Genomic DNA, 26752 nt, shown 5'->3' with positions numbered 1-26752 from the left:
AATATGGGTGATCAGGTTTTAGCCTGGCACAAAAAAAGCCCTGCAAAAATGCAGGGCTTGCGGTATCGGCAAATACGGACTTAACTCAATTAACTATTATAAACTATTGCCAGCCTCCGCCAAGGGCTTGATACACGTTAATGCGTGCGTTGATCTGTTGTTTTTTGGTATCGATCAGGTCAAATCTCGCTTCCAATGCATCACGCTGTGTCAGCAACACCTCCATATAATCGGCACGGGTCGACCGGAACAGGTCATTAGATATCCTCACCGAGCGTGATAGCGCCTGCACCTGCTTAGAGCGCAGATCATAGCCTTGCTCCAGGTTGCTGATCTTGGCCATTTGGTTGGTCACCTCCACATAAGCATTCAACACTTTTTGTTCATACTTGTAAACTGCCTGCAACTGCTTGGCATTGGCGCTGCTGTAGTTGGCTTTAATGGCGTTACGGTTCACTACCGGTTGGATAACCTCGCCTATAAGCGAATAGATGAGTGATTGCGGCATGTTGAACAAGAACGCCGGGCTGAACGCATTGTAACCTATAGATGCCGATATGTTAAGCGAAGGGTAGAACCTTGCCTTAGCCACTTTCACATCCAGTTTAGAGGCGGCCAGATCCATTTCGGCCTGCCTGATATCCGGACGGTTAGAGAGCAGTTGCGAAGGTAAGCCAGCCTGTATCGGCATCAGGTCCAGCTTTTCGAAACCGTTATCATCACGTGGTATAGGCTGCGGAAAGCGACCTAACAGGTAATTGATATGGTTCTCGGTCTCGGTGATCTGTTGCTGAATGTCGTACTGCATACTGCGTGTCTTGAGCACCTGTGCTTCAAAACGCTGCACGGCCAATTCAGTAACGTGGGCGGCCTCTTTTTGTATCCGTACGATCTTTAGCGCGTTATTCTGGATGCCGATGTTCTGCTTTAGGATCTCGAGCTGGTTATCCAACGCCAGCAATTCATAGTACGAGTCGGCTATCTCGGCCACCAGGTTGGTCACCATAAAATTACGGCCCTCAACCGATGACAGATAGCGTGCTACAGCTGCCTTTTTGGAGTTACGCAGCTTGTGCCAGATATCCACTTCCCATGAGGCATAGGCCGTGATCAGGTAATCGGGTAGGGGGTCGGGTGTTTCGCGGCCGGGTTTGATGTCGGTATTGGCATCGTTGGCACCCTGACTGGTATAACGGCCCACCTTTTCTACACCGCCTGCGGCCCTGATGCCTGCAAATGGCAGGTACTCACCTTTACGGGCCCTGATCTCGGCACGGCTCACCTCGATCTCCTGCATGGTCACGTTCAGCTCCTGATTGTTCTTCAGGGCCGTGTCGATCAGGGCGTTCAGGTACTGATCTTTAAAAAAGTCCTTCCAAATGGTCTTGGCGCTGTTGGTGGTATCTTGTCCGTTAGCCTGTGCATAGGCTAACGGTACGGTCTTGTTCTCGGTACGTTGGGTAACGGCCGGTAGTTTACACGCCTGGTAAGTGAACGATAGGCCAGCTATCGCCATACATTTATATATCGTGCTCTTATTCATGGTCGTTGCGTGTTTCAATTAACTGAGCCTGGTCATCTTTTGAGCGAAGGAACCAAAGCTTTTTCTTTTTCTTCTTTTTAGGAGCGAACTCTTCTGACAATGGGGTCTCATCCTCATCGCGGATCAACTTACGGCCATCGGCCAGGGTACCGAATATGTAGTACAGGCCCGGAACGATGATCACACCGAACACGGTGCCGAACAACATACCTCCGGCAGATGAGGCACCGATGGTTCGGTTACCCAATGCACCCGGACCGGTAGCGAACAGCAGCGGGATCAAACCGGCAATGAACGCGAACGACGTCATGAGGATAGGGCGGAAACGCACCTTGGCACCCTCAATGGCGGCCTCCAGGATAGTAGCGCCCTGCTGGTGCTTTTGCACCGCGAACTCTACGATCAGTACGGCGTTCTTACCTAACAGACCTACCAGCATCACCAAACCCACCTGGGCATAGATGTCGTTGGCCAGCCCCATCAGTTTAAGAAGCATGAATGCGCCGAACACACCGGCAGGGAGCGAAAAGATCACCGCCAGCGGGATGATAAAGCTCTCGTACTGCGCGGCCAATACCATGTACACGAAAATGAGTACGATGATGAAGATGTAGATAGCCTCGTTTCCACGATTCACCTCATCTTTAGACAGACCCAGCCAGTCGATATCATAACCACGAGGAAGGGTCTTTTTAGCCACTTCCTGGATCACCTTGATGGCCTCGCCGCTACTATAGCCGTGGGCAGGCGCACCGTTGATGGCCGAAGCGGTGTACATGTTGAACCTGGTGATCTCGTTCAAACCTTGTTTCTTTTTCACCCGCATAAATGCCGAGTATGGTACCATCTCGTCGCGGTCGTTCTTCACATACAGCTTCAACAGGTCCTCAGGCAAGGCGCGGTATTCAGGCCCTGATTGCACGTACACCTTAAAGAAGTTACCAAAGCGGATAAAGCCCTGCTCATATGTACTACCGATCAGGATCGACAGGTTGTTCATGGCGTTGCTGATGGTGACGCCTTTTTGCATGGCAGCTTTGTTATCGATCTGCAATTCATACTGCGGATAGTTGGCCGCAAAGAAGGTGAACAAGCCGGTCAGCTCTTTACGCTTTTTCAACGCGGCCATGAACTCCTCGTTCACCTTACCGAATGAAGCGTAATCGCCGCTGTTGGTCTTGTCGAGCAAACGGAGCGAGAAACCGCCCGCTGCACCGTAACCCGGTACTGCCGGTGGTTCAAAGAACTCGATGGTGGCACCGGGTATCTCCTTGGCCTTTACCTCCAGCTCTTCAATGATCTCTTTAGCCGAGTGCTTACGCTCCGACCAATCTTTTAAGTTGATCAAACAGGTACCGGCGTTAGATCCGCGGCCTTCGGTCAGGATCTCGTAACCTGCAAGGGCCGATACTGATTGTACGCCATCGATATGCTCGGCGATCTTTTGCAGGTCGCGCGAGATGTGGTTGGTACGCTCAAGCGTTGATCCCGGAGGGGTTTGAATGATCGCATAGATCTGGCCCTGATCTTCGCCTGGTATAAAGCCCGCAGGCAAGGACTCTGAAGTGAAGAAGATACCCGCGCAAAATGCGGCCAGCAAAGCAAAAGTGACCACGCGACGGTTGGCGATCTTGCGCAACAGGCCAGTGTACTTGCCGGTCACTTTGTCGAACACGTAGTTGAACTTGTCTAAAGCCTTATCAACGATGGTCTTTTTGCGATGATGGTCATGCGGTTGCAGGATCATGGCGCACAATACCGGGGTAAGCGTTAACGCCACAAAACCCGATATCACGATAGATGTGGCCATGGTGATCGCGAACTGGCGGTAGAAGATACCCACCGGACCGGTCATGAACGTTACCGGTACGAATACAGCGGTCATCAGGAACGTGATGGCGATAATGGCCCCGCTGATCTCTTGCAGTACCTGCTTAACGGCCTTGAACGGTGATAGGTGCTCCTCGGCCATTTTGGCGTGCACCGCCTCGACCACCACGATCGCATCATCCACCACCACACCGATGGCCAATACGAGTGCAAAGAGCGTGATCAGATTGATCGTAAGCCCGAACAACTGCATACAGAAGAACGCACCGATCAATGATACCGGTACCGCAATGGTAGGGATCAGGGTAGAGCGCCAGTCACCCAGGAAGATGAACACCACGATAGCCACCAGGATAAAGGCCTCTACCAGTGTGTGGATCACCTTCTCGATAGACGCATCCAGGAAGCTCGACACGTCATAGCTGATCTGGTAGTCCATACCCGGAGGGAATGAAGTTTCCTTGATCTCGGCCAGTTTGGCTTTCACTTCCTTGATCACCTCACTGGCATTACTGCCGTAGGTCTGTTTCAGGGTGATCGCTGCCGATGGGTGGCCATCCATGTTGGAGTAAATGTCATAGAACTCACTGCCCAGCTCCACATCAGCGATGTTCTTCAGGTACAGCAACTCACCGTTCTTGTTGGCACGGATGATGATGTTCTGGTATTGTTCAGGTGTGTTATAACGGCCCTGATAGGTGAGTACGTACTCAAGCGATTGCGAGCGCTTACCGGTACTCTGGCCCAAACGGCCCGGCGAACCAATGATGCTCTGCTCGCTCATGGCCTTCATCACCTCTTCGGTAGATACGTTATAGGCGCGCATTCGATCAGGCTTTAACCAAACACGCATGGCGTACTGGCGGCTACCTAATATCTTGGCACTGCCCACACCCTTCAAGCGGCTCAGCTCGGGTATGATGTTCACACCGGCAAAGTTGTACAGAAAGTTCTCGTTAGCCTTTGGGTCCTTACTGTAAAGGTTAACGTACATGAGCATGTTAGGGGAGGTGTAGCTCACGATCAAACCCTCACGCTGTACCAGTTCAGGTAAGCGGTTCGTCACCTGCTCTATACGGGTCTTCACACTCACCATGGCCTGGTTAGGGTCTGTACCCAGGTCAAATACGATCTGTACGGTTGCCTCGCCCGCGCTAGTGGCATCTGAGGTCATGTACTTCATGCCGGGAGCACCGTTGATGGCCTTCTCCATAGGGATAAGCACCGAGTTCACCAGTACATCGGCACTGGCACCCGGATAGGCCACGTTCACCACGACCATCGGCGGCGCAATGGAAGGGAATTGTGACACGGGCAAGGTCTCGATAGCGAGAACGCCCATGAATATGATGACCAGCGACAATACGATCGCAAGCACCGGCCTTTGAATAAATTTGTTAAACATCTTAAAAAAATTGACGTGTTAACTATTCCGCGTGTAAACGAAGAGTAGGGATGATGGCCTTCATGTTCTTGAACTCATAGGCGATCTTGTCGTTGTTCTTAACCTTGCGTAAGCCTTCTACAAGGATCTTGTCGGTAGCTTGCAGGCCTGCGGTAACCTCGTACAGGTCATTCATGTCGGCACCAAGCGTGATCTCGCGGGCCTGTACACGGTCGTTCTTATCTACTACGTACACGTATTTTTTCTCAAGCACCTCGAAGGTGGCTTTTTGAGGAATGATGAGTGCACCCTTCAATGGCACTTCCATCTCGACGTTGCCGGTCTCGCCAAAGCGGAGAAGACCTTTAGGGTTAGGGAAGGTGGCACGGAAAGGGATATTACCGGTCTCGTTATCAAAGTCGGCTTCAACGGTCTCCACTACGCCCGGGTACTCGAATTTTTCGTGGTTGGCCATTTGTAGGGTCACCAGTTGCTTTTTGTCGTGGTTCTTGGTCTCGTAGTCCAGGTATTCGGCCTCAGGTACGTTATAATAGACCCACATCTTGCTGTTATCGGCCAGTGTGGTCAGCAGGTCGCCTTCATCTACCAAACTACCCGGACGAACCTGCAGGCGGTCAATGATACCATCGAACGGTGCCCTGATCTCCGTGAACCCGAAGTGCGTCTTCATCAGCGCTACCTCGGCCTGTGCCTTTTTCAGTTTGGCTTTGGCCATGGCCAGTTCATTTGGCGCTACGATGTTGCTATCGCGAAGTTTCTTGGTGTTCTGATATTCGATCTGCTCCATGTCCACCTCGGCTTGTGCCTTTTGCAGTTCGGCATTGTACAGTTTCGGCATGATCTGGAAAAGCAGCTGGCCTTTTTTAACGAAGGAGCCTTCGTCAACGTAGCTTTTTTCTAAGTAACCACGTTCCTGTGCTCTCAGCTCAATGTGGCGGATCGACCGCACCTGGCCCACGTAAGAGTTCACGATGGTGGTGTCCATTTTAAGCGGACTGGTAACAAGCAGCTTGCTCTCTTCTTCTTTTTCTTCTTTTTTTTGTTCGCAACTGGCAAGGCACAACACAGCGCACAAGCCCATGAACACGAATTGTATTTTCATGAATATAGTAATTTCAACATTTGGTCAATAGGCGTTTGGCGTACAGCGAATTAACGTGTAAAGCGCAAGGCCCTTGATCACCTTTGTGATCCGGAAAAGGGAAATAAAAATGAATGGCAGACAGGGCACACCGGCGGTGGCCACTTATCTAAAAAAGAAAAGAAGGTCAGATCCTGAACACCTGTATACGCAGATACAGTTTGTCAGGCATATTGATATGAGGTAACTTACCGGGACGTAAGGTACGGGCTACCGCATAGGGGCTGTAGCATACTTGTTGTGAGAAAAAATGACCGGCTAAAAGGTCAGCCTTTTGGCTATGCTTCTTTTGGGCGCTAACTTCGTCGGTATCGTCCTCAAATTCAGTGGCCAGCAGTTTGCGAAGGTATTTGCCTTTGCTAAGCGGTTTTAACCGAACATCGTTATGGGCCGATGAAGTGTAGCCGTCAGGCCTGATGGAACCCTGCGTAGTGGTCTGCGTGCTCGCATCTGCACTGCTGAACGGATAGAAGCTGTTGAAGCCTCCGCACAGTAGCAGAATGTTGAACGACAGAAATATTCTTAGCAGTAAGGCCATTTCAAAGGTCAAAATACTAAATAAAATGATCTCTTTAGTATTGTTGAAAAATATTTAACAACTGGCTGCAAAATTAATGATCAAAACGGGTAAACGTTATGTAAAGTGTAACTTTTTTGATGTATATATTTTCCCAGTATAATATTGACAATAAGCCGACGATAAAAGCTATTCATCATATCATGATAAGCTCAAAACCCATCGGTGTGGCCTCATCTTGCGATGATGTTCAGCAATGGTAACGATAATACTGAACAGATCTGTATAAATTTTCTTTGTTTTTAATGGTCGCAGCGCATTATCGGAGTTCAATGGCTGGGACTGAGGTAAGAGATCGTGATCGCTGTGCTGACTTATTACGAGATCATTTGTAGACGAACTGGCTGCCTTTAAATACTTTAACCCATTTCTCGACAAATAACGGACCGAGGTATGCCTGCTTAACGGCCACAAAGTTGTTGAAGAGGCTTTGCGACCCTTGTATCACATAATACAACTGTGATTCGGGTGTCTTACTGTTCAAAAATGCGGGCGACTCGATCTTGAAAATGATGTATGGTGTTCGAGCTTTGCTGCCATCCTCGATCACGCGCAGGGTGGCATTAGGTGCCGAGGTTTTGAGTTTGGTGTAGGTGGTGCGCATAAAGCTGGCCACGGGTACCGTGCGCACGCCCTTCATGCAAACCATGGTGCCAATGATGCTCCAGTTATTGATGTTTTCGTTACCCGGTATCAATTCAAGCATTTGTGCTTGTGCGGTATTTTGGTTCGAGCCTACCTTCCATTTATATTCGGCCGGCCAGTTGATCTTCAGATTCTCAAAGCGACCCTGTGCAAAGCTTATATGAAAAGTAATGAATAGAAAAATGCTGAAAAGCAGTGATGTTTTAAAGCGTATCATGATGAGTGTGTTATAGGTGCTCCTCATACAACGTTTTACACCACGAGTTGTTAGCTTTGCCGCCATTATTAGCACCGATCACCAAACTTTTGTATCCCAGCCACGTTGTTTTGATACCTATAACAGAACATTTTACGATCAATAGTAATGCCTGCAACACCACTAAGTAGAAAGACCGTAGTTATAACAGGTGCCACCAGCGGTATAGGCCGTGCCACCGCATTAGAATTTGCCCGCCAGGGAGCTAAGCTGGTATTGGCCGCACGCCAAAAAGATGTTTTAGATGAGATGGTAGACCTTTGCGACAGGCTTGGCGGTAAAGCGATAGCCGTACAAACTGACGTGACCGATGGCGCCGCCATGGCCACGCTGGCTAAGGATGCCTGCATATTTGGCGGCAGCCTGGATGTATGGGTCAACATTGCCGGCATAGGCGCCTTGGGTGAGTTCACTACGATACCCATTGAGGTGCATACCCAGGTGGTGAACACCAACCTGATCGGTTACATGAATGGTGCACATGCTGCGCTTCCATACTTCATCAAGCAAAAACGCGGCATACTGATCAACCTTAACTCGGTAGGTGGGTTCGTGGCATTCCCATACTCGGCATCGTACACAGCCAGTAAGTTTGGTTTAAGAGGATACTCCGAAGCTTTGCGCGCGGAGCTGCAAGACTTTCCGCACATCCATATTTGCGATGTGTTCCCCGGATTCGTAGATACGCCAGGCCCGAGCCATGCGGCTAATTATACCGGTAAGCTGTTGAAGCCGGCGCCGCCTGTGGTGCCTACTTACAAGGTGGCCGATACGGTGGTTTGCCTGGCGCAGGAACCTAAAGATTCGGTCACACTGGGCAGTGCCGCTTACATGGCGCGCTTTGCGCAGTGGGTATCGCCCAAGCTTACGCGCTGGGGTTCGGCCAAGTTCATGAAATTTTATTTGAAAAGGGCCGAGCCTGTTCCGGTGACCAATGGCAGTATTTTTGAACCTACTCGGCAGCACAACCAGATATCAGGCGGTTATACCTCTAAAAAGGTTAGCTCCAAAAAAGCTGCGCGCCTGGCAGGTGTGGTAGGGGTGATCGCCGGTGCACTTTACGTGATCAAAAAGCTGCGTTAATGATCAGTTAAAAAATAGTTGTGCACTGCCGGCGCATTAGTTGATCATATATGGAGTTTACATCGTAACTTACACCGCATAACCATTGAACTGAATAACGCCATGTCATCTATCCTGACCCGTTTTTTGCCTGATAACGATAAGATATTCTATAATCTTTTTGGCAAGGCTGCGGCCAATTGTACCCAAATGGCCCAGCTGTTGATAGATGCTATAAGTGGCGAGTGGTTACCTGATCAGCGTACCGAGTTCATGCAGATCAGCCGCCTTAAGGCACAGTCGACCGAGTTAAAGCGTGAAGTATATGCGGTGTCAGGCAAGGCGCTCATCTCACCTTTTGAGCGTAATGATATGTATGCCCTGGCATCTGCGCTTAACAACGTGTCAGATATGATCGACTCGGCAGCACGCCGTATCAACTTATACTCACTTAACGAGATCACCATGCCGATCAAGCAGCTGTGTGACCTTATCGTGAGATCTACCATTGAGTTAGAACGCTGTGTGCACGCTCTGGAGCACATCACTATACCTGAGCCCATTGTGAACAGTTGTAACGAGATCAAACGGCTGGAGCACGAGGCCGATATGGTGTATGATAAAGCCTTTGCCTTGTTGAACGCCGAGGAGACAGACACCTTTCAGCTGATCAAGTACAGCGAAATATACGGCGCGCTGGAACGTACCACTGATAAATGCGAGGACGTTGCGTACATAGCGGAAAGTATCCTGATCAAGAACAGTTGATTAGGAATATCCAAAAATGGTCTTGACGATAATCCCCGTCTGTCATCGGTCCTCTGTCCTCATACTTCCGCTCTCATTTCTCTTTTGCGCATAGTAGCCCATGGTGAGTATGATCATGCGGTTGTAGGTGCGTAAGCCTTCGGGTTGCTTATTGACCTTCAAAAAATTATCGTAAAAGATGCCGCTTAACCTGCTGATCTGCCGGTCGTAGCGTTGCCAATAGGCGCGGTCGGCTTTGAGGTCCGCCAATACCGCAGGGGAAAGGTGTGTTTTGAATTGTTTGCTGGCTGTACTATCCCGTCGCCTCACCTGGTGTATGAATTCTTGCATGGCCAGGTAATAGGCCGAATATCGAAGCGATCGATCATTGGAGTGTATGCCAGCCAAATAGCCCACAAAATTTGCTTCATCCTCACGTGCAAAACCCATTTGATGAGCCATCTCGTGGCAGGCACTCACAGGCCGGTCATGCAGTGGCATTTGGTAGTTGACCTGTGCCTCACCGGTGAACGGAGTAAAGTAACCGGCCGTGCTGAGGTAATTGATCACTGGCGTGAATAATGACGACTTGACCGCAGGATAATAGCTTCTGAATTGCGGGTAGATATCGGCCGATCGTTCAATGGCCGCTTCGGCCGTATCATAGATCTGCTTATTGGTCGTACTTAAGTCGTCGGCATTCAGCCTTGCCCTGCAGGCATTGGCGCTATCGATCAGCGTACAGGTCATGCCGATCAGTGCACTGGTGGTGTATGTACTATCGGGAATGTTCAAGAGCTGCGAGGCCGGTGGTCGGGAGTAATTAAGTCCCCATAAAATATAGAAGGCAATGATGAACAGTTGAAGCCCGATCACCAAGTTTATGAACAGGCGGAGTGACCGGGCAAAACGTTTTTTGAATAGAGAGGCGATCAGTGAAATGGTTGCGTAAAGGGCTATGACGATGATGGCGGTATATAATACATCGCCCACGCTGAAAGGTATCCATCCCAAAGTGAAATGTAGTGCCACGCTTATGGCACGGTAAAGACCATTGCTGTAATACCGCTCGATGAACAGCGGATACTCACCGGCAATGAATAAAAGCAGCATGATCATGGCCAGTGTACCGGTCAGGTACAGGCGTTCAATGATCAAAGGTTTGGTACGACCCATAGGTAATGGCATGGGATAAAATTAACCCATGATCATGGTTATGCAAAGCATGATGTGGAATGTTATTCGTTAAGGAGGTAAGGGAGGTGAGCAGTTAGTCCTCGTTCTCCTTGATCTCTTCCCAGTAAATGGTGTCCAGAAAAACGCCGTTGTTGCGGGCTACCTGCGCTTTGAGCGTCTCCAGCTTTTCCCTGACCTGCTCGGGGCTCAAATTACTTTCAAGCGAATGATAGTAGATCACATTATCTGTCCTACTATTGATGAACTTATAGTGTTTTACAGGGGTTTCCATGGTAGCGGCATTATCAATATCTATATAACACACGACCGCGCAACAGGTTCTGTCGGGAGCCGTTATAGCGCATAAATATTTATGTTCGAGTTTGATATCACCATGCGTTATCTGCACGATCGGCACGAAATTGTTGATCAGGTGAGATAGTTAATGAATAATTCATATCAATTATTGTACTTTGCCGTTAATTATCATAAATGCACAAAAAACTGCTAACAAAAGGCTTTCTGTGGCCATTCTTCATCTTTATACTGGAGCTTGCCGCCTACGCCCAAAACAAGCGTGACGACAGGAACTATGTGGCCGGACATTTGGAGAGTGAACTGAACGATGAGACGTCTGGCATCGCTGCCTCATTTGTACACCCAGACGTTTTTTATGTGCACAATGATAGTAGTGACAGCAGCCGCTTTTTCGCCATCACGCCGTCTGGCAAACTGCTGGGTGTTTTTAATTATACGACCGAAACTCCTGGCCCTTTCGGGGTGCGCGACTGCGAGGATATAGCCGTTGGCCCGGGCCCTGACCCGCAGAAGAGCTATGTTTATATAGGCGACATTGGTGACAACGGCGGCACTTACCCCTTTGTCAACATTTACCGAATGGCAGAGCCGGATATCCCTGCGTCTGCATCTACACGGATACAACTGCATAGCAGTACGCTATTTGTCAAATACCCAGATGGCCCTAAAGATGCGGAGACGCTGATGATAGACCCGATAGAGAAGCTGATCTACATCGTGACCAAGCGACATAAGTCGGTAGGCGTTTACACGGCATCCTTGGCATTTAACAACAAGGACACCGTGACCCTTACCAAACGAGGTGAGTTGCACTTCCGCGGGTTGCAGCCCTTCAAGTGGATCGTTAGCGGCGATATCTCTAAAGATGGTAGCCAGGTAGTGCTTAAAAGTTACAGCCGAATTTATTACTGGAGACGTAAGGGCAACGAGCCGGTTTGGCAAACCCTTCAGCGCAAACCTCAGCAACCGTCATACGAGCAGGAGCGCCTGGGTGAGGCCGTGGGCTTTGCCGAAAATGGCCGCAGCTATTTCACCGTGAGTGAAGGGAATAAACAGCCGATCTATCATTACGCAGTACCCAAAAAGTAAGCTGTCATAACTGTGCAATAGCTTGCCTGATGCATAACAGGTTGAAGCGGTGCGATCTATATTTGTTCAAAACTAATAGCTCATGAAAGTACAAATATGGTCGGACGTGATGTGTCCGTTCTGTTATATAGGTAAACGTAGGTTCGAGGAAGCGTTGTCGGTGTTCGATAACGCCAAAGATATTGAGGTGGAGTGGAAAAGCTTTCAATTGAACCCCGACCTGGAGACCAATACCAGCATCAGCATTGATCAGTACCTGGCCGATGCCAAGGGCTGGACCGTTGACTATGCCCAACAACTCAACGGCAAGGTGACAGATATGGCCGCACAGGTAGGGTTGACCTATCACCTGGACAAAGCCGTGGTAGCCAATAGTTTCGATGCCCATCGTTTCACGCATTTTGCCAAGCAGCACCACGCTGGCGACGCTGCCGAAGAAGCCCTATTCAGAGCCTACTTTACCGATGGTAAGAACATTGATGATAAAGAAACGCTTGTTGAGCTGGGAACAGAGATCGGTCTGAACAGCGATGAGTTACGCCATGCACTTGACAGCGATGCCTATGCAGGCGATGTGCACCGAGATATTTACGAAGCGCAGGTGCTGAACATACGTGGCGTGCCTTTCTTTGTCATGAACGATCGTTATGCCGTGTCAGGCGCACAGGCTACTGAGGTATTTTTGAATACGCTCAAGACCGCTCATGCAGAGTGGGCCAAGAATCCGCAAGGGCTCGAGATCATTGAAGGTGAGAATAGCTGCGACATAGACGGCGGGAATTGCTGATCGATAAGCTAACCTGATAGATATAAAAAAAGCGGTCATTTGTATTAAATGACCGCTTTTTGCGTATAAAAGTCGTTTTAGTTAGGCTACCACGTTGGTGACCTCTTTTGCTTTCGGAGCCTGTATCTTGCCGCCACGGTTAGAGCGTGCGGTGCGGGAAAATACCGACAGCTCGCGGTCGAACAAGAACTCGAATAATAGGCGGGTGTACGAGGTGTGGTGACCCAGCTCATCATAATGGTGGCCGGCCAGTGCTTTCACTTTAGGCAGGTTGTTCCATGGCACCGAAGGAAAGTCATGGTGTTCGTTATGGTAACCTACGTTCAGGTTAGGGAAGTTCAAACGGCCATAATAGCTTTTGGTCTCTTGCTCGCCATGGGTCAAGAAGTGCTCCTGTACCCAACGGGCGCCCAGCGGGTGCAAACCTACCGAGAAGAAGAAGCTTAGCACTAAATACAATACCGCTTTCCAACCGAAGAAGTAGATCACGGCAGCGGTAAAGGTTAACTGAACTAACCAGTTAACAGCGGTCCAGCCGTCAAAAAGGTTGATCTCTTTTAAACGGAAAGGGCGTGCCGCCTGAAATATAGGATAGAACAATAACCACATGGCCTTACCAAAGGTAGAGTTGTTGATCAGTTTAGCTTCCCAACGGAAAGGCATATCAGCATCAAGTGCTTCAACACCCTGGTATGAGTGGTGTTTCAGGTGATATTTTTGGAACGATACCGAACTTGGCATCAGGGTAGGCAGGTTGGCAAATATGCCGGCCCAGGTATTGGCGGTCTTGTTCTTGAAGATGAGGTTATGCGCACACTCGTGTATACAAACAAAAAGTGTGTGGCAGGCAAAGGCACCGATACCATATGCTGCCAAAGCGATCCAATACCAGGCCGCATCTCTTAACAAGTAAGCGGCAGCGATCTGTACGCCTACACACAAGGTGATCACTAAAAAGGTGTAAGGATTACGACCAATGAGCTGCCTTAGTTCGGGATGATCTTTGATAATTAACTTCGTGCGGTGCTTATGCGGTTCGCTCTCGTCCGACCATCTGAAACTCGTTTTCTTCATACCTGCGTTAGCTTATAATTTTTTAGTGAATATCATATAAAGGTAAAACAATTAGGATAGTATCTGAAATTTTATCTCTACAAATAAAATATTACTTCAAAAAATAACCCCGTACCTTCTATCATTCAACGAAGCGTACGGGGTTAAATTATAATGCGAACTTATTAATGGCTGATGGCTGCCGATGCCACAGGCTGAGCAGGTGCTTCTTCTTTTTGCTGTATCCACTCATCAACCACGCTGATCACTTCCTCATAGCCGGGCTGGCCGCATATGAAATGGCCCTTGCCGCCAAAGGTGCGGGTAGTAGTGCTGCTTAATTCATCGTTATACGCCTTGGCGTTCTTTTCATTCAATTCGTACGGAATGATTCGGTCTTCCTCGCCGGCTATGAACAGCATCGGTACATGTGGCAGGTCAACATCCACCTTGCCATCCTCGCCCAGGCAGTCGCGCAGTACGTTACGGCTGTCGTTAGTGGCAGTGCGTTCCCAGGCTTCCTGAGTTTGGTCAGGCGTCATGGTGTTGGTGAATGATGCCTGGAAGCTTTCCACATCCATAATGAATGGGTCGTCGCCTTTAAATGGGTTGGTGATCAGGGCGCTGTTCTTCACAAAACCCCAGTCGAATGCGATCATGGCGTTTGGCGCTACCGAACTGATGGGTACACCTAACTTGGCCAAGCCCTCGTTCACCAATACTTGCACGATGAGTCCGCCTACTGAGTGGCCGATCAGTATAGGCTTCTCGGTTTGAGCGGCCGCTAATTGCCGATACTTGTCGATCACGGTGGCCAGGCGCAGTTCGCCTAGTCCGGCTGGTACGTTGGCCCGCAGATCGGCCGGCTCGCCCTCATGTAACGGCCACGACTCGGCTATACAATTATATCCCTTCGCGCTGAAATGGGCTACCCACTGGTCCCAGCTTTTGGCATTTTGGAACATGCCGTGGATAAAAATGATGGTGCTTTTCATAGGTATTTAATTTTAGATATAAAAATATAACCTATAATTTACATTGCGGTTTGCTTCACCGTTTAGTCTATGTCACACTCAGAGGTTGTAGAGGTCGCGTCGCGATCTCTTAACATGATAAAGGACAGGTGTCAATTAGCAGCATCGGTGCAATTACCATTATAGCCGCTTTGTTCCATCACTTTAAGGTATTCACTTCGGTCCAGCAGGTTTTTGATCGCTTCCTGCTTGTCGACGGTACGGTTATAGTAGGCCTCGCAAATGCGCATGCCAATAAAGTAACCCAGGTCGGGTGGGCGGTTCTTTACAGAACCAGTATTGAATAACCATTGGGAAAGGTCATCGCCGTTGGCCGCAGGTTTGAACTCGTTCCATAATTGGCATTCGTTCTCGCGTTCATATGGGCTTATCTCTTTTGTTAAGTCGCGTTCAAGCACCTTGGCCGATAAAAAGTTGGCCGCTCCCTCTTGCAGCGTTACCGATAACAAGCTGCGGTTACGGGCGTGGTGTTGCTGGCAATGGATGCTTTCGTGTGCCACCAGCTCTTGCAGGTCAATGCCTTTGTCCAATGCATCGTGCAGGTTGCCTTTAAATTCGGATACGTCGGTCAGGGAATCACAAAGCGCTATCTCGGCACCCATCAGGATAAGGTCCTTGCGGGTGGTGCCGCCTCCTCTAAAACAGCCTATGGCAAAACAGATGCGGGGTGGCTTGTAACCTGATATCTTCCGGCTGAACAGGGCAAAGGTGCTGTCGAGCATTGTCCGGTACTCGGTAATGCGGTCTGTCTTGGTGCGTAACGCACGGTAATACCGCGGATATTTTTGCAACGCCCTTATGTATTCGGGAGCGGTGTATCCTCTGATCATTAGAAATGTCTTGCCTTCTGAGCTCATACGGTCAATGTACAATGACTTGATGAGCTGAATGCTATCTTCTTTGGTTCTCGCGCTGTGCAGACTGTCAACCGCTTGCCAAAAATGGTCGATATCGCTGGTCACAAAGCGTTCTTTGGGGGATAGCGCGGCTATGCCGCCGAACACGCCGCCACATAGTAGCAGGGCGCCAATGAAAAGGAGGTTGATGGTGCGCATAAGATCAGGACCATTAAGGTAGATCTTTTTGCTCAATTTACCGCATCATGGGTACGAATGTTCCGAAGTTGATGGTGTTAAACCTGGTAGAACTCTTTGAACCACGCCACAAAACGGTCGATACCGGTTTGAACATCTGTGCTTGGGTGGTAATTGAGGTCACGCTCCAGGTCACTTACATCAGCATCGGTGCTCAATACATCGCCGGCCTGCATAGGCAGCATATTGATCACCGCCTTTTTGCCAATAGCGTTCTCTAAAGCGGTAATGAAGTTCATCAGTTTAACAGGAGAGGAGTTACCGATATTGTACAGCCGGTATGGAGCGCTTGAGGTGGCCGGGTCAGGGTGTTGGCTGTCCCAGTCAGGGTCGGGCTTTGCCGGGCGATCAAGTACGCGCAGTACACCTTCAACTATGTCATCCACATAGGTGAAATCGCGCTGCATCTCACCGTTATTATATACATCTATAGGCTCGCCTTTAATGATGGCATCAGCAAATTTAAAGTAAGCCATATCGGGACGACCCCATGGGCCATACACCGTAAAAAAGCGTAGCCCGGTGGTAGGGATATTGTATAAATGACTGTAGCTGTGCGCCATCATCTCGTTACTCTTCTTGCTGGCGGCATACAAACTCACCGGGTGTGCTGCACCTTGATGTACCGAGAATGGGGTGTTGCTGTTGAGGCCATAAACGCTGGAACTGCTGGCGTACACCAAATGCTTAACTTGTATACTGCGGCAGCCTTCCAGTATATTCAGAAAACCTGATAGGTTACTCAAGGCGTAATCATGCGGGTTGGTGATCGAGTAGCGTACGCCGGCCTGTGCGGCCAGGTGACAAACCACATCAAAGCGGTACTCGGCAAATAGCTGTTCGGTCTGTGTGCGATCGGCTATGTCGAGCTTAATAAAGCGATAGTTAGGGTAGAGGCTACTGCTGACCGGAACATTGTCTTGCAGGGAGACCACATCGATGCCCGAGGCTTTAAGGCGGCCGTGTTTGAGCGCAGTATCATAATAGGTGTTGATGTTGTCAACCCCAACTATATCAAAACCCTTTTGAGCCAGTTGCTGCGCCACAAAAAAGCCAATGAACCCGGCCGTTCCGGTAACTAAGATCTTCATATGCATGGTCCGCCGGCGCGCTCGCGACCAACGGGGCAGCAAAGTTAATTTAAATTCTAAGTTAAGGCAGGGGGGCTTTTTTTTTTGACGCAAGCCGAACAATATACTCACCACATCCTGTCAAAAGGCACGTCATGCCTGATGGGTCATATGGTGTAATGCTCGATGATATCTAGCGGGATCTTGACGCCCCGGCCGGTGGCCATATCGATCATGGTGTAATCGAACCAGCCATCGCAACAGATCTTTTTGGTGGCTTTGTTGGTAATGGTGAATGCCACGCGGCATCCTTTGTCATTGATAGTTTCGATACCGGTGCGCACGGTAAAGTAGTCGCCCATGGTGAGGGCTCGCTTATAATCAACATGGGCGGTACGTACCACCCAGCCAAAGCCTCTTTCCATGAATTTCTCCATGGCCATGCCATAGCAGGTATCCATTTGTTCGTAGCGGGCAGCCAGCACATAATCAAAATACTTGCTGTTATGTACATGCCTGAACATGTCTATATCATCGGGACGTACTCGGTGTTCGGTCTCGAAGGTGCTGTATCGGGGGGTATCCATAAGCCAAAGGTGCGATTACTTAATATAAAGTATCCAAAGTTTTATAAGTTTACCCGGCCTCTATTTAATTATGGGCCGCTTCAAAAAATGATCGTCATGAACACCATAGCCGATATTCACGCACTGTTAAAGCCTACGGTGGAGGTGCCCGACGAAGTATTGCAGCGCTATCAAGAGCCGCACCGGTTCTATCACACACTTGACCATCTGGCCGACCTGTTGTTGCAGATCCGCAATAGCGATCACGCGGGTAATAAGGTGCTGATGTTAGCAGCGGTCTATCATGATGTTATTTATGATCCGCGTTCAGCCACTAATGAAGAGGATTCGGCCAGATACTTCGACGATCACTATGAAGCTGATACGACCCTGAAGCAAGAGGTAACTCAACTTATTTTAGATACCAAGACGCATCAACCTCAGAATGAACTTTCGGCGGTCTTTTGCCGATTTGACCTAAATATACTTGAGCAGCCACTTGACCAACTGATCACCTATGAGCACCAGATATTTAAAGAGTTCCAATTTGTTGATCACAGCGTTTACCAGGCAAAACGCATCGAAGTACTACGGCAGTTGAGCCGGGAGGTCGATAATCCACATTTAGATTCATTGATCACCTATGTTCAAACGCGACAACCGCAAATAGCTTTATATCCCGGTAGCTTCAACCCGTTCCATAAAGGGCATTACAACATATTGCAAAAGGCGGAACAGATATTTGATAAAGTGATCATTGCCCGCGGCATCAATAGGGAAAAGGCTGCTTCTACCTATGAACTTCCCAAGGCACTTGAGTTAAGGCAGGTAGTAACTTATGATGGTTTACTTACTGATCACGTGAACACACTTGAATACCCCGTGACCGTGATCAGAGGGTTGCGCAACAGCACAGATCTGCAGTACGAACTCAACCAATATCGTTATTTGCAAGATCTTAGTGGTAACTCGCTTCGTATAGTATCGATCTTTTGCGATCGTGAGTTCGAGCACATATCAAGTACCGGTATACGGCAGTTAGAGGCTTACGGGAAAGCTGATGACTATCTGATGTAACTTATAAAAGAAGTTGTATCAACGTTTTATTATTGCTACCTTTGCGGCTCAATTAACAAAGTTATTTACGCTTTAATATTATTCAAGTAATGTATTTAAGTTCTGAGTGGAAGCAAGAGATCTTCACAGCACACGGTGGCGCAGCTACCAACACAGGTTCGGCCGAAGGCCAGGTAGCATTATTCACTAAACGTATCGCTCACCTTACCGGTCACCTTAAAAAGAACAAAAAAGACTTCGCTACTCAATTATCTCTTCAGAAATTGGTAGGTAAACGTCGTGCTTTATTGGCTTACCTGTACAAAAAAGACATTCAAAGATACCGTGCTATCATCAAGGCTTTAGAGCTGAGAGATATCATCAAATAAATTTGCCGGTCTTTACGAAAAAGCTGCCCCATTATCGGGCGGCTTTTTTACTTTTGAAATAAAATTAACAATAAAAAAGCGGTGTGCTCCAAAAGACGAAAAGCACACCAGATAAACAACATGAGTTACAATGCAATAAAAAAAGTGATCGATCTTGGAGATGGCCGCACCATCGAGATCGAGACCGGCAAACTGGCCAAACAGGCCGATGGTTCGGTAGTGGTAAAAATGGGCGACACCATGTTACTGGCTACTGTGGTATCATCGAAAGAGGCTAAAGAGGGTGTTGACTTTTTGCCCTTATCAGTAGATTATCAAGAAAAATACGCAGCTACAGGTCGTATCCCTGGTGGCTTTTTACGCCGTGAGGCCCGTTTGTCAGACTACGAGGTATTGATCTCGCGTTTGGTCGATCGTGCTTTGCGTCCGTTGTTCCCTGAAGATTATCATGCCGATACACAAGTGATGATCTCATTGATATCGGCCGATAAAGATATCATGCCTGATGCACTGGCCGGTTTGGCCGCTTCGGCAGCTTTATCAGTATCTGATATCCCTTTTAACGGCCCGATCTCAGAAGTTCGCGTGGCCAAGATCGATGGTCAGTTAGTGATCAACCCTAAACTGAGCCAGTTAGCTAACGCTACCTTAGAGTTCATCGTGGCCGGTTCAGAGAACGATATCAACATGGTGGAAGGTGAATCGAAAGAGATCCAGGAAGCTGAGTTGGTAGAGGCGATCAAATTTGCTCACGACGCCATCAAACTTCAGTGTGCTGCTCAGCGTGAGCTGACGGTTGAAGTAGGTAAGACCGAAAAACGTACTTACAACCATGAGCACAGCAACGAGGAGCTTAAAAAAGCTATATATGCTGCTACTTATGATCAGGTATATGCTATCGCTTCTTCTGCATCAGCGAAGGACGAGCGTGCTGCTAAATTCAAAGAGGTACGTGATAATTACATCGTTACCTTGGGCGAGATCGACGACATCACCAAGTCGCTTGCTAAAAAATACTACCATGATGTAGAGTACGATGCGATCCGTAACCTCGTGTTAGACGAAGGTAAACGTTTAGATGGCCGTACCACTACCCAGATCCGCCCGATCTGGAGCGAGATAAACTACTTGCCGGCCGCTCACGGTTCAGCAGTATTTACCCGTGGCGAGACCCAATCACTCACCAGCGTTACCTTAGGTGGTAAAGATGATGAGCAAATGATCGATGGCGCTTTCATCAACGGTTACAACAAGTTCCTGTTGCACTACAATTTCCCAGGTTTCTCTACCGGTGAGGTTCGCCCTAACCGTGGTGCCGGCCGTCGCGAGATCGGTCACGGTAACCTGGCCATGCGTTCATTGAAACAAGTATTGCCACCAGATGATGAGAACCCTTACACTATCCGTGTAGTATCTGACATTCTGGAGTCTAACGGTTCATCATCAATGGCTACGGTTTGCGCCGGTACATTGGCTTTGATGGATGCCGGTGTGAAGATCAAAGAGCCAGTATCAGGTATCGCTATGGGTCTGATCACTAATGAAGAGGGTACTAAATACGCTATCCTTTCTGACATTTTGGGCGATGAGGATCACCTGGGCGATATGGACTTTAAAGTTACCGGTACCAAAAATGGTATCGTAGCTTGCCAGATGGACCTTAAGATCAATGGCTTATCATACGAAGTATTGAGCAAAGCACTTGATCAGGCAAAAGAAGGCCGTTTGCACATCCTTGGCGAAATGGCTAAGACCATTGCTGCTCCTCGTGAAGATTACAAACCATTCGCTCCACGTATCGTGACCCTGAAGATCGATAAAGAGTTCATCGGTGCGGTGATCGGCCCAGGTGGTAAGATCATTCAGGAAATGCAACGTGAGACCGGTGCCAACATCAACATCGAAGAGATCGACAACGTAGGTGTGGTACAGGTATTTGGCGACAACAAAGAATCTATCGACGCCGCTGTTAGCCGTATCCGCGCCATCGCTTCAAAACCTGAAGTAGGCGAGATCTACGAAGGCAAAGTACGCTCGATCATGCCTTTTGGCGCCTTTATCGAGATCATGCCAGGTAAGGATGGCTTGCTGCACATCTCTGAGATCGACCACCGCCGCTTAGAGGCTATGGATGGCGTTTTCGAGATCGGTGAGATCGTTCGTGTGAAGCTGTTAGATATTGACAAGCAAGGTAAATTGAAGCTTTCAAGAAAAGCTTTGATCCCAAAACCGGAAAGACCAGCCGCTCCAAAGAGCGAATAGTCACCAGCCGGTGATACGCATAAACCGCAGACAGGGCGAACTTTTTAGCCCTTTCTGCGGTTTTTTTATTTCTTTTTTGTTTATTTGTAAAACCCCTAAGGTGTTAGTTAGTTAAACTATTGGAATCATTATTTTAGAGACATTTCATCCGATCATCTAAAGCACGTTCCTATTGAAAATGACATCAGCTACCAATGATGATCCTTTAGATTTTCTGAGCAATAGTTTGCAAAGCACTGCCACACGAACGCAGGCGGATCTTATTCAACTTTTGCTTTACGAGATCATAAGAGTAAAGGATCTGATAAAATATTACGAAGCTATACCTAATGGCGCCGGCCAACTCGGTGCATCTATACTTAATGAGCTGGTATCTGAAGCTTACCAATCCCTGGTGAATTATGATACCGAGCTGATGCGTAAATATTACGACCTGTTGCAAAACTGCGACTAAGTCGTTTCCTATATCCCATTTTCCCACTTTTTCCTGAGCTACTTTTGCCGATATGCCTATATTTGGCCGCATGAAGCATTTGATAGCCCCGTCTATTTTAGCTGCCAACTTTGCCCACTTGCAGCACGATATCGAAATGATCAATCAAAGCGAGGCCGACTGGATCCATGTCGACATCATGGATGGTATGTTCGTTCCTAACATATCGTTCGGTTTCCCGGTGGTGGAGGCGGTGAACCGCTACGCCACTAAACCACTCGACGTGCATTTAATGATCGTTGACCCTGATCGTTATTTAAAGGCCTTCGCCAACGCAGGCGCCTCGATCATCACTGTACATATTGAAGCTTGCACCCACTTACACCGCACCGTCCAAGCCATTAAGGAGCTGGGCTGCAAAGCAGGTGTGGCACTCAACCCACATACACCAGTATCCCTGTTAGAAGATATCATCGCTGACCTCGACCTCGTGCTGATCATGTCGGTCAATCCTGGTTTTGGCGGGCAAAAGTTCATTCATAACACTTACAAAAAGATCGCACAGGTAAAAGCCTTGGCCGATGCCAGTAACCCATCGCTATACATTGAAGTGGATGGGGGAGTGAACCTGCAGAACACGCCACAACTGGTAGCTGCTGGAGCCAATGCACTGGTTGCAGGTAACTTCGTATTTACATCGGAGCACCCGATAGATACGATCGCTCAAATGAAAGCGGCATCACCAGTGTTATCCGCCTAAAACATTGATGTGTTAACAACGGCACTATCTTTTTCACAAATTGACAATTAACTACCAACTTAATAGGGTAAATCTTTAACTTCGGCCGCAACTAAGGAACGCTGTTAGTTCCCGGTAAATTCAATAAAGCTATGAAACATAATTTCGGTGCCGGACCAGGCATCCTTCCTCACGAGGTTCTGAAACAGGCTGCACAAGCAGTTGTCGACTTTAATGGTATTGGTCTGTCTATTCTTGAGATCTCGCACCGTTCGTCGGAGTTCGAAGCCGTGCTTGACGAAGCTGTTAAATTAGTGAAAGAGTTATTGGACGTTCCGGCCGGTTATTCTGTGTTGTTCCTGCAAGGTGGTGCAAGCCAGCAATTCGCCATGATCCCATACAACCTGTTGCCATCGGGCGGTAAAGCTGCTTACCTGGAGACCGGTGTTTGGGCTAACAAAGCATTAAAGGAAGCTAAATACTTTGGCGATGTAGAAGTGGTGGCTTCTTCAAAGGAAAGCAACTTTACTTACATACCTAAAGACTATACTATCCCGGCTGATGCGGCCTACTTCCACATCACCTCCAACAATACCATTTACGGTACCCAGCTTCAGCAATTCAAAAAGTCGCCGGTTCCAATGGTGGCCGATATGTCTTCAGACATCTTTAGCCGCACTTTTGACGTAAGTGATTTCAGCCTTATCTATGCCGGAGCGCAAAAGAATATGGGTCCTGCAGGCGCTACACTGGTGATCGTAAAGGACGAGATATTGGGCAAGGTGGACCGTAAGATCCCAGCAATGTTCAACTACCAGACGCAGATCGAGGGTGGTTCGATGTATAACACCCCTCCGGTATTTGCCATCTATGTATCTATGCTAACCCTGCGTTGGTTAAAAGCCAAAGGCGGTGTAGCAGCAATGCAAAAAGAGAACGATGCCAAGGCGGCTCAACTATACAAAGAGATCGACCGCAACCCATTGTTCAAAGCTGTGGCTGCCGATGAGGACCGTTCAAAAATGAACGTATGCTTCGTGATGGAGAACCCAGAGCTGGAAAAACCATTCCTGAAACTTTGCGATGATAAAGGTATCGTAGGTATCAAAGGTCACCGCTCAGTGGGCGGTTTCCGTGCCTCGATCTACAACGCCCTGCCGGTGACCAGCATCCACGTGCTGATCGATGCCATGCAGGAATTTGCTGAGAAAAATAAATAAGGGTGAGTAGTTGAATGGTTAAGTATTTGAACAGATCAAAAAGCTCAACTACTTAACCACTCACTTATTCAACTAATAACCATAAACCAAAATGATAAAATTACTCGCTAACGATGGTATCGACCCGGTGGGCAAGCAATTGCTTGAAGAAGCCGGTTTTGTTGTTGATACCAACTTTATACCTCAGGATGAACTTCCTGAAAAACTACAGAACTACGATGCGATCACCGTACGTAGCGCCACTAAGGTGCGCAAGGCTCTGATCGATGCTTGCCCTAACCTAAAATTGATCGGCCGTGGCGGCGTAGGTGTTGATAACATCGACGTTGAATACGCCCGCGAAAAAGGTGTGGCCGTTCACAATACTCCTGCTGCTTCGTCGGCGTCAGTTGCTGAATTGGTGTTCGCTCACCTTTTCACAGGCGCACGCTTTTTGCAGGATGCTAACCGCAAAATGCCTGTTGAAGGTGCTTCCAAATTTAACGACCTTAAAAAGGCTTACGCCAAAGGCATCGAACTGCGTGGCAAGACCATTGGTATCCTGGGCTTTGGCCGTATCGGCCGCGAGACCGCTAAGATCGCTTACGGTTTGGGTATGGAAGTATTGGCGTTCGACCTGTACCCATCAGTGACCGAATTGGAACTGGTGTTGGGAGGCGGTATCACCGTTAAGGTTCCTGTTAAATATGCGGATAAAGATGAAGTGATTGCTCAGAGCGATTTTATCTCTTTGCACGTACCGTTCAGTGAGGAGCCGGTGATCGGCGCTCGCGAATTTGCCATGATGAAAAAAGGCGCAGGCCTGGTAAATTGTTCACGTGGTGGTACGGTTGATGAGGATGCACTGATCGCAGCCCTGGCAAGCGGACAGCTGGCCTTCGCTGGCCTGGATGTGTTCGATAATGAACCAACACCTCGCGCAGACCTATTGACCCATCCTAAGATCTCGTTAACGCCTCACATCGGTGCATCTACCAACGAGGCACAAGAGCGTATAGGCGTTGAGCTGGCTACATTGATCATTGATCATTTTAAGAGCTTAGCATAACAACTCAATTAGCGTTTTAAAGATAAAAGAGAGGCTCGTGTTAACACATGCGAGCCTCTTTTTTATAAAGTATTTATTATTTAATATCGAATGAGCCTGTTATGGTAGTGGTTTTTCTGTCGGGCAGGCTTCCATATTCTGCAGGTATAGAAAATGTGCCTTTGGTAACACCCAAATACCCAAGTTTAGTGGTAAATGAAGTATAAGTTACGCTGGCTTTGGCAGTTGATGTATACAAAATACCATCTGGTGTAGTGATGCTGAATTGCGATAGCGGAAAAGTGCCAATGGTATTGCTATTTGAGTACAAGCTGAATTGCACGGTCTGATTAGCATCTGCACCTTGCACAGAAGTAGTGGCTGGCAGCCCTGCTACTGAGGGTGTGACGCCACAGCTGATTGACCCCGACGACGCCGAAGATAATGTATATGTTTTGCTTTCTATTGAAAAAGTGATAGTGCCCGAACCTGAACCGGAGATCGTTCCGCTGCCAGTACCCGAACCTGTTCCGCTGCCGGTACCCGAACCTGTTCCACTGGCAGTGCCTGTGCCGGCTCCGCTAAGGGGTGTTGATGAGACTTTGATCACCGTTGGGTCAGCATCTTTGCCGCACGAGATCAAAAGTGGCAAACATAAACCTATGATAGATACAAATGCGATCATTGGTCTTTTTGCTAATACAAGGTAGGACATTGTGATTAAGGTATTCGTTAACACCGATCTTATGATCAGCTTTTCAAATATGTATAATAAACCTAATATTTACAAGCTGTAAACCAGTCCCTTCCGTGGTATCTCCACCCGGTAACCATCGGCAAATAGCGCATCGGCCATGAGTTGCATGCTTTCTTCTTCGCCGTGTACTAAAAACACTTTCTTGAGCTTATCGGGCTGCTGTTGTTTCACCGTGCCTACCAGATCATCATGATCACCATGAGCGCTGAACAGGTCGGTCTTTTTGATCGTCGCGTAAACATACATCTCGCGGTCCTTGATGTGTACAACCGGGTCGCCCCTTAATAGCCGATAGCCCAACGTACCCTTGGCACAATAGCCGATGAAGAGTATGGTACAGTAGTAGTTCTGAATGTTATTATAAAGGTGATCCTGGATACGGCCACCTTCCAGCATACCTGCCGAGGAAATGATGATGCAGGGTTCAAAGTAATTTGATATCTGGTTGCTCTCCTTCAAATTCTCTACATAGTGCAGGTTATCGAACTCGAACTCGTCGCCCTTTGTGCGATAAAAGTCCTGCGCCTCGCTGTTCAAAAGGGCGTGATGCTTACGGAACACATTAGTGGATGCATTGGCCAGCGGACTATCCACAAACACCTTTACTGGGGGCAGTAGGCCACTGCTAAATATCTTGTTAAGCGAATACACCAAAGCCTGCGTACGACCAATGCTGAACGCCGGAATGATCAGCCTGCCTTGTTCTTTGATGCATGCCTTCTCAATGGTGTCTACCAGAACCTGTTCAATGGTGGTGTCTTTAGAGTGGTAACGGCCTCCGTAGGTCGATTCACTCACCAGGTAGTCAACAGGAGGCAAAGGCTGTGGGTCGTCAAGCACAGGGTAGTTCTTGCGGCCAATGTCGCCGGTAAAGGCAATACTTTTTTCGGTACCATTGTCGTTGATCCTGAACACGGCCGCAGCTGCACCAAGCAAATGGCCCACCGGTATAAAGGTCAGCTCCACATCGCCGTTGATGCGGAAAGGCTTGTTAAAGCCTATGGTCACAAAGCGTTCAACGGTATCCATCACATGCTTTTGCAGATATAATGGTTGTTGCTGCGGACGCTGGTGGTGCCTTCCACGGCGATGACGCTGACGCTTTTGTTGCTTGTGCAAAAAGATATTTACCGAATCCATTAACAACAGCTCTGATAGCTCGGCAGTGGGAGGGGTGCACAGTATCTGACCGTTGAAGCCCATGCGGATCAGTGTGGGCAAATTACCTGAGTGATCTATGTGGGCATGGGTCAATACTACCACATCAATGCTGGCAGGGTCAAAAGGAAAGTCCTCATTGCTTTCCATATTGCGGTCGCGCTCATAGTCAAGTCCGCAATCGATCAGTATCTTATATTGGCCAGTTTCAAGTAAATGCATGCTGCCGGTTACTTGCCTGGCTGCGCCATGTATGGTCAAATTCATTCTTTAGTAATGATTGTTGGTCCATAGTTTACAACGGGGGCATTGCCAAAA

At 48.4% G+C, this 26752-nt stretch carries 25 protein-coding genes; 11 read left to right on the top strand and 14 right to left on the bottom strand.

Annotation, left to right across the window (positions count from 1 at the left end):
• Positions 1-103: 103 nt before the first annotated feature.
• The 5 genes from LLH06_RS13680 to LLH06_RS13660 form a co-directional block, all read right to left on the bottom strand.
• On the bottom strand, positions 104-1543 hold the full coding sequence (locus LLH06_RS13680) for a TolC family protein (protein WP_228169851.1): 1440 nt from the start codon (positions 1541-1543) through the stop codon (positions 104-106).
• Entirely contained in the window at positions 1536-4778 is a 3243-nt protein-coding gene (locus LLH06_RS13675) for an efflux RND transporter permease subunit (RefSeq protein WP_228169850.1), read from the bottom strand. The genes LLH06_RS13680 and LLH06_RS13675 overlap by 8 nt, the downstream gene beginning before the upstream one ends.
• 22 nt (positions 4779-4800) lie before the next feature.
• The gene (locus LLH06_RS13670; RefSeq protein WP_228169849.1) at positions 4801-5880 is read right to left on the bottom strand and encodes an efflux RND transporter periplasmic adaptor subunit; all 1080 of its coding nucleotides are present in this window, start codon (positions 5878-5880) and stop codon (positions 4801-4803) included.
• A 166-nt stretch (positions 5881-6046) separates the two neighbouring features.
• Complete coding sequence (locus LLH06_RS13665; RefSeq protein WP_228169848.1) at positions 6047-6457, bottom strand: hypothetical protein; 411 nt, start codon at positions 6455-6457, stop codon at positions 6047-6049.
• A gap of 364 nt (positions 6458-6821) precedes the next feature.
• A complete protein-coding gene (locus LLH06_RS13660) occupies positions 6822-7358 on the bottom strand; it encodes a hypothetical protein (protein WP_228169847.1) in 537 nt (178 codons plus the stop codon).
• Between the two features lie 147 nt (positions 7359-7505).
• On the opposite strand from LLH06_RS13660, the gene LLH06_RS13655 reads away from it, so the two are divergent.
• Positions 7506-8480 (top strand): SDR family oxidoreductase, encoded by a 975-nt coding sequence (locus tag LLH06_RS13655; RefSeq protein WP_228169846.1) that lies wholly within the window; start codon positions 7506-7508, stop codon positions 8478-8480.
• A gap of 102 nt (positions 8481-8582) precedes the next feature.
• Positions 8583-9227: a DUF47 domain-containing protein gene (locus LLH06_RS13650; RefSeq protein ID WP_228169845.1), complete on the top strand. Its 645-nt coding sequence runs from the start codon at positions 8583-8585 to the stop codon at positions 9225-9227.
• A 42-nt stretch (positions 9228-9269) separates the two neighbouring features.
• On the opposite strand, the gene LLH06_RS13645 is transcribed toward LLH06_RS13650, so the two are convergent.
• The gene (locus LLH06_RS13645) at positions 9270-10394 is read right to left on the bottom strand and encodes a DUF3810 domain-containing protein (protein ID WP_228169844.1); all 1125 of its coding nucleotides are present in this window, start codon (positions 10392-10394) and stop codon (positions 9270-9272) included.
• 82 nt (positions 10395-10476) lie between these two features.
• Complete coding sequence (locus LLH06_RS13640) at positions 10477-10674, bottom strand: hypothetical protein (protein WP_228169843.1); 198 nt, start codon at positions 10672-10674, stop codon at positions 10477-10479.
• 200 nt (positions 10675-10874) lie between these two features.
• Here LLH06_RS13640 and LLH06_RS13635 point away from each other — a divergent pair, with 200 nt between their 5' ends.
• Both LLH06_RS13635 and LLH06_RS13630 read left to right on the top strand, forming a co-directional pair.
• On the top strand, positions 10875-11789 hold the full coding sequence (locus LLH06_RS13635) for a hypothetical protein (RefSeq protein ID WP_228169842.1): 915 nt from the start codon (positions 10875-10877) through the stop codon (positions 11787-11789).
• An 82-nt stretch (positions 11790-11871) separates the two neighbouring features.
• Positions 11872-12576 carry a DsbA family oxidoreductase gene (locus tag LLH06_RS13630; protein WP_228169841.1) on the top strand — a complete coding sequence of 235 codons (705 nt, stop codon included), beginning with the start codon at positions 11872-11874 and terminating at the stop codon, positions 12574-12576.
• Between the two features lie 81 nt (positions 12577-12657).
• Here the strand turns inward: LLH06_RS13630 and LLH06_RS13625 are convergent, their stop codons facing one another.
• The 5 genes from LLH06_RS13625 to LLH06_RS13605 all read right to left on the bottom strand — a co-directional run bounded on the left by LLH06_RS13625 (position 12658) and on the right by LLH06_RS13605 (position 17414).
• Positions 12658-13650: a fatty acid desaturase gene (locus LLH06_RS13625; RefSeq protein ID WP_228169840.1), complete on the bottom strand. Its 993-nt coding sequence runs from the start codon at positions 13648-13650 to the stop codon at positions 12658-12660.
• A 164-nt stretch (positions 13651-13814) separates the two neighbouring features.
• Positions 13815-14624 (bottom strand): alpha/beta hydrolase, encoded by an 810-nt coding sequence (locus LLH06_RS13620; protein ID WP_228169839.1) that lies wholly within the window; start codon positions 14622-14624, stop codon positions 13815-13817.
• Between the two features lie 131 nt (positions 14625-14755).
• Positions 14756-15754: a hypothetical protein gene (locus LLH06_RS13615; protein WP_228169838.1), complete on the bottom strand. Its 999-nt coding sequence runs from the start codon at positions 15752-15754 to the stop codon at positions 14756-14758.
• Positions 15755-15795: 41 nt separating this feature from the next.
• Positions 15796-16848: an NAD-dependent epimerase gene (locus tag LLH06_RS13610; protein WP_228169837.1), complete on the bottom strand. Its 1053-nt coding sequence runs from the start codon at positions 16846-16848 to the stop codon at positions 15796-15798.
• A gap of 146 nt (positions 16849-16994) precedes the next feature.
• Complete coding sequence (locus LLH06_RS13605; RefSeq protein WP_228169836.1) at positions 16995-17414, bottom strand: acyl-CoA thioesterase; 420 nt, start codon at positions 17412-17414, stop codon at positions 16995-16997.
• Positions 17415-17510: 96 nt separating this feature from the next.
• On the opposite strand from LLH06_RS13605, the gene LLH06_RS13600 reads away from it, so the two are divergent.
• The 7 genes from LLH06_RS13600 (at position 17511) to LLH06_RS13570 (ending at position 24540) form a co-directional block, all read left to right on the top strand.
• Positions 17511-18470, top strand: a complete 960-nt coding sequence (locus LLH06_RS13600) for an adenylyltransferase/cytidyltransferase family protein (RefSeq protein WP_228169835.1) — start codon at positions 17511-17513, stop codon at positions 18468-18470.
• Positions 18471-18559: 89 nt separating this feature from the next.
• Positions 18560-18838 carry a 30S ribosomal protein S15 gene (gene rpsO / locus LLH06_RS13595; protein ID WP_228169834.1) on the top strand — a complete coding sequence of 93 codons (279 nt, stop codon included), beginning with the start codon at positions 18560-18562 and terminating at the stop codon, positions 18836-18838.
• A 120-nt stretch (positions 18839-18958) separates the two neighbouring features.
• Entirely contained in the window at positions 18959-21100 is a 2142-nt protein-coding gene (pnp, locus tag LLH06_RS13590; RefSeq protein ID WP_228169833.1) for a polyribonucleotide nucleotidyltransferase, read from the top strand.
• A 178-nt stretch (positions 21101-21278) separates the two neighbouring features.
• Positions 21279-21554, top strand: coding sequence for a hypothetical protein (locus tag LLH06_RS13585; protein WP_228169832.1), 276 nt, complete (start codon positions 21279-21281; stop codon positions 21552-21554).
• Positions 21555-21624: 70 nt separating this feature from the next.
• The gene (gene rpe / locus LLH06_RS13580) at positions 21625-22293 is read left to right on the top strand and encodes a ribulose-phosphate 3-epimerase (RefSeq protein WP_228173294.1); all 669 of its coding nucleotides are present in this window, start codon (positions 21625-21627) and stop codon (positions 22291-22293) included.
• 131 nt (positions 22294-22424) lie between these two features.
• Complete coding sequence (gene serC, locus LLH06_RS13575) at positions 22425-23492, top strand: 3-phosphoserine/phosphohydroxythreonine transaminase (RefSeq protein WP_228169831.1); 1068 nt, start codon at positions 22425-22427, stop codon at positions 23490-23492.
• Positions 23493-23583: 91 nt separating this feature from the next.
• Complete coding sequence (locus tag LLH06_RS13570) at positions 23584-24540, top strand: D-2-hydroxyacid dehydrogenase (protein WP_228169830.1); 957 nt, start codon at positions 23584-23586, stop codon at positions 24538-24540.
• Positions 24541-24616: 76 nt separating this feature from the next.
• Here LLH06_RS13570 and LLH06_RS13565 read toward each other — a convergent pair whose 3' ends face one another.
• Positions 24617-25204, bottom strand: coding sequence for a hypothetical protein (locus tag LLH06_RS13565; RefSeq protein WP_228169829.1), 588 nt, complete (start codon positions 25202-25204; stop codon positions 24617-24619).
• A 99-nt stretch (positions 25205-25303) separates the two neighbouring features.
• Positions 25304-26701: an MBL fold metallo-hydrolase gene (locus LLH06_RS13560; protein ID WP_228169828.1), complete on the bottom strand. Its 1398-nt coding sequence runs from the start codon at positions 26699-26701 to the stop codon at positions 25304-25306.
• Positions 26702-26752: the final 51 nt, after the last annotated feature.

Origin of the sequence: Mucilaginibacter daejeonensis (assembly GCF_020783335.1) — a bacterium.
GTDB lineage: Bacteria > Bacteroidota > Bacteroidia > Sphingobacteriales > Sphingobacteriaceae > Mucilaginibacter > Mucilaginibacter daejeonensis.
The sequence above is the reverse complement of the archived record's forward strand: the minus strand, read 5'-3'. Positions and strand labels throughout refer to the sequence as shown.

Coding starts and splice junctions, on each gene's coding strand:
- LLH06_RS13655 (WP_228169846.1), top strand. CDS start 7,506: ATGCCTGCAACACCACTAAGTAGAAAGACCGTAGTTATAACAGGTGCC.
- LLH06_RS13625 (WP_228169840.1), bottom strand. CDS start 13,650: ATGAAGAAAACGAGTTTCAGATGGTCGGACGAGAGCGAACCGCATAAG.
- rpsO (WP_228169834.1), top strand. CDS start 18,560: ATGTATTTAAGTTCTGAGTGGAAGCAAGAGATCTTCACAGCACACGGT.
- LLH06_RS13600 (WP_228169835.1), top strand. CDS start 17,511: ATGAACACCATAGCCGATATTCACGCACTGTTAAAGCCTACGGTGGAG.
- LLH06_RS13645 (WP_228169844.1), bottom strand. CDS start 10,394: ATGCCATTACCTATGGGTCGTACCAAACCTTTGATCATTGAACGCCTG.
- rpe (WP_228173294.1), top strand. CDS start 21,625: ATGAAGCATTTGATAGCCCCGTCTATTTTAGCTGCCAACTTTGCCCAC.
- LLH06_RS13640 (WP_228169843.1), bottom strand. CDS start 10,674: ATGGAAACCCCTGTAAAACACTATAAGTTCATCAATAGTAGGACAGAT.
- pnp (WP_228169833.1), top strand. CDS start 18,959: ATGAGTTACAATGCAATAAAAAAAGTGATCGATCTTGGAGATGGCCGC.
- serC (WP_228169831.1), top strand. CDS start 22,425: ATGAAACATAATTTCGGTGCCGGACCAGGCATCCTTCCTCACGAGGTT.
- LLH06_RS13630 (WP_228169841.1), top strand. CDS start 11,872: ATGAAAGTACAAATATGGTCGGACGTGATGTGTCCGTTCTGTTATATA.
- LLH06_RS13570 (WP_228169830.1), top strand. CDS start 23,584: ATGATAAAATTACTCGCTAACGATGGTATCGACCCGGTGGGCAAGCAA.
- LLH06_RS13680 (WP_228169851.1), bottom strand. CDS start 1,543: ATGAATAAGAGCACGATATATAAATGTATGGCGATAGCTGGCCTATCG.
- LLH06_RS13675 (WP_228169850.1), bottom strand. CDS start 4,778: ATGTTTAACAAATTTATTCAAAGGCCGGTGCTTGCGATCGTATTGTCG.
- LLH06_RS13635 (WP_228169842.1), top strand. CDS start 10,875: ATGCACAAAAAACTGCTAACAAAAGGCTTTCTGTGGCCATTCTTCATC.
- LLH06_RS13670 (WP_228169849.1), bottom strand. CDS start 5,880: ATGAAAATACAATTCGTGTTCATGGGCTTGTGCGCTGTGTTGTGCCTT.
- LLH06_RS13610 (WP_228169837.1), bottom strand. CDS start 16,848: ATGAAGATCTTAGTTACCGGAACGGCCGGGTTCATTGGCTTTTTTGTG.
- LLH06_RS13605 (WP_228169836.1), bottom strand. CDS start 17,414: ATGGATACCCCCCGATACAGCACCTTCGAGACCGAACACCGAGTACGT.
- LLH06_RS13620 (WP_228169839.1), bottom strand. CDS start 14,624: ATGAAAAGCACCATCATTTTTATCCACGGCATGTTCCAAAATGCCAAA.
- LLH06_RS13585 (WP_228169832.1), top strand. CDS start 21,279: ATGACATCAGCTACCAATGATGATCCTTTAGATTTTCTGAGCAATAGT.
- LLH06_RS13565 (WP_228169829.1), bottom strand. CDS start 25,204: ATGATCGCATTTGTATCTATCATAGGTTTATGTTTGCCACTTTTGATC.
- LLH06_RS13660 (WP_228169847.1), bottom strand. CDS start 7,358: ATGATACGCTTTAAAACATCACTGCTTTTCAGCATTTTTCTATTCATT.
- LLH06_RS13650 (WP_228169845.1), top strand. CDS start 8,583: ATGTCATCTATCCTGACCCGTTTTTTGCCTGATAACGATAAGATATTC.
- LLH06_RS13560 (WP_228169828.1), bottom strand. CDS start 26,701: ATGAATTTGACCATACATGGCGCAGCCAGGCAAGTAACCGGCAGCATG.
- LLH06_RS13665 (WP_228169848.1), bottom strand. CDS start 6,457: ATGGCCTTACTGCTAAGAATATTTCTGTCGTTCAACATTCTGCTACTG.